This window comes from Fundidesulfovibrio agrisoli (assembly GCF_022808715.1).
GTDB lineage: Bacteria > Desulfobacterota > Desulfovibrionia > Desulfovibrionales > Desulfovibrionaceae > Fundidesulfovibrio > Fundidesulfovibrio agrisoli.
This window is the reverse complement of record NZ_JAKZKX010000049.1, coordinates 1-3394: the sequence shown is the minus strand read 5'-3', so window position 1 is coordinate 3394 and position 3394 is coordinate 1. Positions and strand designations below refer to the sequence as shown.

Genomic DNA, 3394 nt, shown 5'->3' with positions numbered 1-3394 from the left:
CCAAGTGGCTCTGGACTTACAACAACGAACGGCCCAACATGGGCATCGGCGGCATCACTCCGAGGCAGAAACTGAGAACGGCTGCATAGCCCTACTTTTCAGACAGCCTAAAAAGGGGAGGATTACCCTCGTTTGCCATCTGACACCTCCAGGACGGCCGTTCCATACGTCCAAGTTGGTGTCCAAGAAAACCCTAGGGCAATCCATGCCGGATCATGGGCGTCAACCAGGCCTTCACCAGCTACTCAAACCCCAAAGGCAACGCGGACACGGAGCGCTTCATGCGCACGCTCAATGAAGAGCTGGTTTGGATCAACGAGTTCACCAGCCCAGGCGCCTTCCTGGAGGCTCTGGGTCGCTGGATCGACGGGTACAACGCCAACTACCTGCATTCGACCCTCGGCTACAGGTCGCCGGAGGACTTCGAGGCAGAGCATCTCAGCCGCGAGACTCTCTTAGCCGACGCTTGCTAAACGAGGGGCCGTACACTAGTGGTGAGACATTGACATGACCAAGGTCATGATCGAAGACTTCGGATGGGTCAACGTGGTGATGGTTCTGGGGTGGCATGCCAAGATGGGCGTTGGTCATTACGCCGGGCTGCAGGCCCGGGCCTGGCAATGTCTGGCCGGGCTGAACAGGGCAGTGAACTGTCAATTTTCCAGAAGTGCGCGTGGGGCGGCTCTTAAGCTGATGTCTAACTACGGCTGCCAACCAACATTGGTAAGTTTTTTTAAAGCTTGTTGGCACTTGGGCGTCAACCGAGCTTTCGCCAGTCACGTAAGCCGCAAGGGCACCGCGGATACGGGTGACCTGCTCGGCACTTTTCGGACCAGCTGAAACTTGAGAAGGTGGCTCCCGACGACGAAGAGGGAGCCATGAGGAAATCACGTTTTTCGGATGAGCAGATGGTGAGCATTTTGCGCGAGACCGACCGTGATCCGGTGCCCCAAGTGGCCAAGCGGCACGGCGTTAGCGAGCAGACGATCTACACGTGGCGGCAGCGCTTCAGCGGCATGACCGCCGATGACGTGAAGAAACTCCGTCAATTGGAGTTGGAGAACGCTAGGCTGAAGAAGCTGCTGGTCGAGCGGGACCCCGAAATCGAGGTGATGAAGGAGATCGCGGCAAAAAAATGGTAGGCGCACCCGTCCGCCGCCAGCAAGTGGCGTTCGCGTTGAACCGCGGACTGTCACAACGCAGGGCGTGTGCGCTGCTTTCCATCTCCCGCTCGACCTTGCACTACGAGTCGCGCATGGAAGTCCGTGACGGTCCGCTTATAGCGGCCATGACCGGCTTGGCAAACCTGTATCCCCGGTACGGCTACCGCCGGATACAGGTTTTCATGGAGCATCTAGGCCATGTAATGGGACCTGACAAAACGTTCCGGCTCTGGAGCAAGGCAGGCCTTCAGGTGCCGAAGAAACGCGGCAGGAAACGGGTGGTCGGATCACGCCCCCGGCCACAGTTGCCGTGCGGAGCCAATGAGGTGTGGGCTTACGACTTCGTCTATGGCGCCTGCGCCAACGGACAGCAGCTGAAATGCCTGACGATCATTGATGAGTACACCCGCGAATGCCTAGCCATCGACGTGGCCGGGAGCATCCGTTCCGGGCGGGTGATCGAGGTGCTGGCGCGCCTTGCTAGCGAACGGGGAGCGCCGCGCTATCTGCGCTCGGACAACGGGCCGGAGTTCGTGTCTAAGGCACTGCTCCGCTGGGCCACGAATGAATCGTTGAGCATCGCCTTGATCGACCCTGGTAAGCCCTGGCAGAATGGGATGGTCGAGAGCTTTAACGGCAAATTCCGGGACGAGTGTCTGTCCATGGAGTGGTTTCGGTCAAGAGTGGAAGCCAAGGTCGTCATCGAAGACTGGCGCAGGCTATACAACGAGGTCCGGCCTCACTCAAGCCTGGGAAAAATGACACCCAAGGCATACGCGGGAGTGATCGGCAAAAACCTGAACCAGGGGGCCACCCTCAAGAATTGAGTGGTCCGAAGAAACCCGGCAGGTCACGTGCTAAAACTTTTGTGGCGCTTAGTTGCTGAGTAAAGGCGTTACCGGTAACTTGGAATTCTGTGGTGTATTTAAGTTAGAACGAGAAAATCGGCAGTTACTTAATTGTTTTTTTATTGGTCAAATAATTCACGAGGCAAGTATGAAGGATACAGTGGTTGCGCTGCCTGATACACTTGGGGACGATCTTAGGGAGGAAGGCAAACGCAGTGAACTTGAATTTTGGAAGAATTACATCAACTCTTCGCCATTCTTAAAGTACTGGTGCGAAGAAGATATCAACCCCGAATTGGATCTAGAAATCGACATTTTTATTAAAGGGGTTGGTCACATGCTAAATGCTTTAGGAAGGCGTATTGATGTCTTGGATGCTGGCTCTGGCCCGGGCAGTATTCTGAGTCATGCTTTTGATCAAATTGATGCCAGTCTTGTTGCAACAGATCCCCTAGCTGATGAATACGACGAGCTATGGCAAAACGAAGTCTGCAAAAAACGGGTATGTCGTCCAGTTGTTTGCGCCGGAGAAGACCTCGCTGCGAAGTTCGGACCCAGGGCTTTCGATGTTTGCCATATCCGCAACGCCCTCGACCATACCGCAAACCCCATCATCGTCATTCAACAATTTATCCACGTTACCCGGCCTAAGGGCTTCATAGTCATACAGGGATTCGAGAACGAAGCCACCAAGATGAACTGGACCGGGTTCCATCAATGGAACATTCATTGTGAGGATAATGACATGGTCATTACGGGAAAATCTGGGACTCAATATGGCATTAAGCACCAGTTTCGCGGTGTCGTCAAGATTTTACGTGCTTGGAGTAAAAAACACAACTCTGGCATGCCGTGGTGTGGTGCCATCATCCAAGTACTCTAACAATGCGTTCATACATCCCCGCGTGGTGCGAGGTTCCTGCTATATGTCAGCGAAAGTAGGGAGGGCTTGAATCGCATGATGACATGGGAGGATGTGCCTTGGTCATATGCCGTGCTCTGGAATCATCTCAGCCAGTGCGGAGACGATGGAAAGCTAGGTAAAATTAAACTTCTTGATGGGCATTTTTCTGTTTGTGGCATCGTATTCATGCTTGGTACCCTTTTGTTTTGGCTGCAGTGATTTTTGGCAGTGTCGGCAGCAATTGTTTTTTTAGGTACGCTATTACTAATGTAAATCTCCTGTACAGTGATGGTTATCACCTGACACCGCCGCCCTGGCGGTGCAACGTTTAGCTGCGTGTTGAAAAACACTGGGTAATCCTCCCCTTTTTAGGCTGTCTGAAAAGTAGGGCTATGCAGCCGTTCTCAGTTTCTGCCTCGGAGTGATGCCGCCGATGCCCATGTTGGGCCGTTCGTTGTTGTAAGTCCAGAGCCACTTGG

Annotated in this window: 4 protein-coding genes; all 4 read left to right on the top strand. The window is 53.9% G+C overall.

The features are described from left to right. The first annotated feature begins 215 nt into the window (after positions 1-215). The 4 genes from MLE27_RS17815 (at position 216) to MLE27_RS17800 (ending at position 2894) form a co-directional block, all read left to right on the top strand. Positions 216-473 carry an integrase core domain-containing protein gene (locus tag MLE27_RS17815; RefSeq protein ID WP_243313982.1) on the top strand — a complete coding sequence of 86 codons (258 nt, stop codon included), beginning with the start codon at positions 216-218 and terminating at the stop codon, positions 471-473. Positions 474-507: 34 nt separating this feature from the next. Continuing rightward, positions 508-840, top strand: a complete 333-nt coding sequence (locus MLE27_RS17810) for a hypothetical protein (protein WP_243313981.1) — start codon at positions 508-510, stop codon at positions 838-840. A gap of 38 nt (positions 841-878) precedes the next feature. Further along, positions 879-1990, top strand: a protein-coding gene (locus MLE27_RS17805) for an IS3 family transposase (protein WP_243313980.1) whose coding sequence is annotated in 2 segments (ribosomal slippage) — positions 879-1137 and positions 1137-1990 — 1113 coding nt in all. Because the reading frame shifts where the segments join, the coding sequence is not laid out codon by codon here. 169 nt (positions 1991-2159) lie between these two features. Then, positions 2160-2894, top strand: a complete 735-nt coding sequence (locus MLE27_RS17800) for a class I SAM-dependent methyltransferase (protein ID WP_243313979.1) — start codon at positions 2160-2162, stop codon at positions 2892-2894. The last annotated feature ends 500 nt before the right edge of the window (positions 2895-3394 follow it).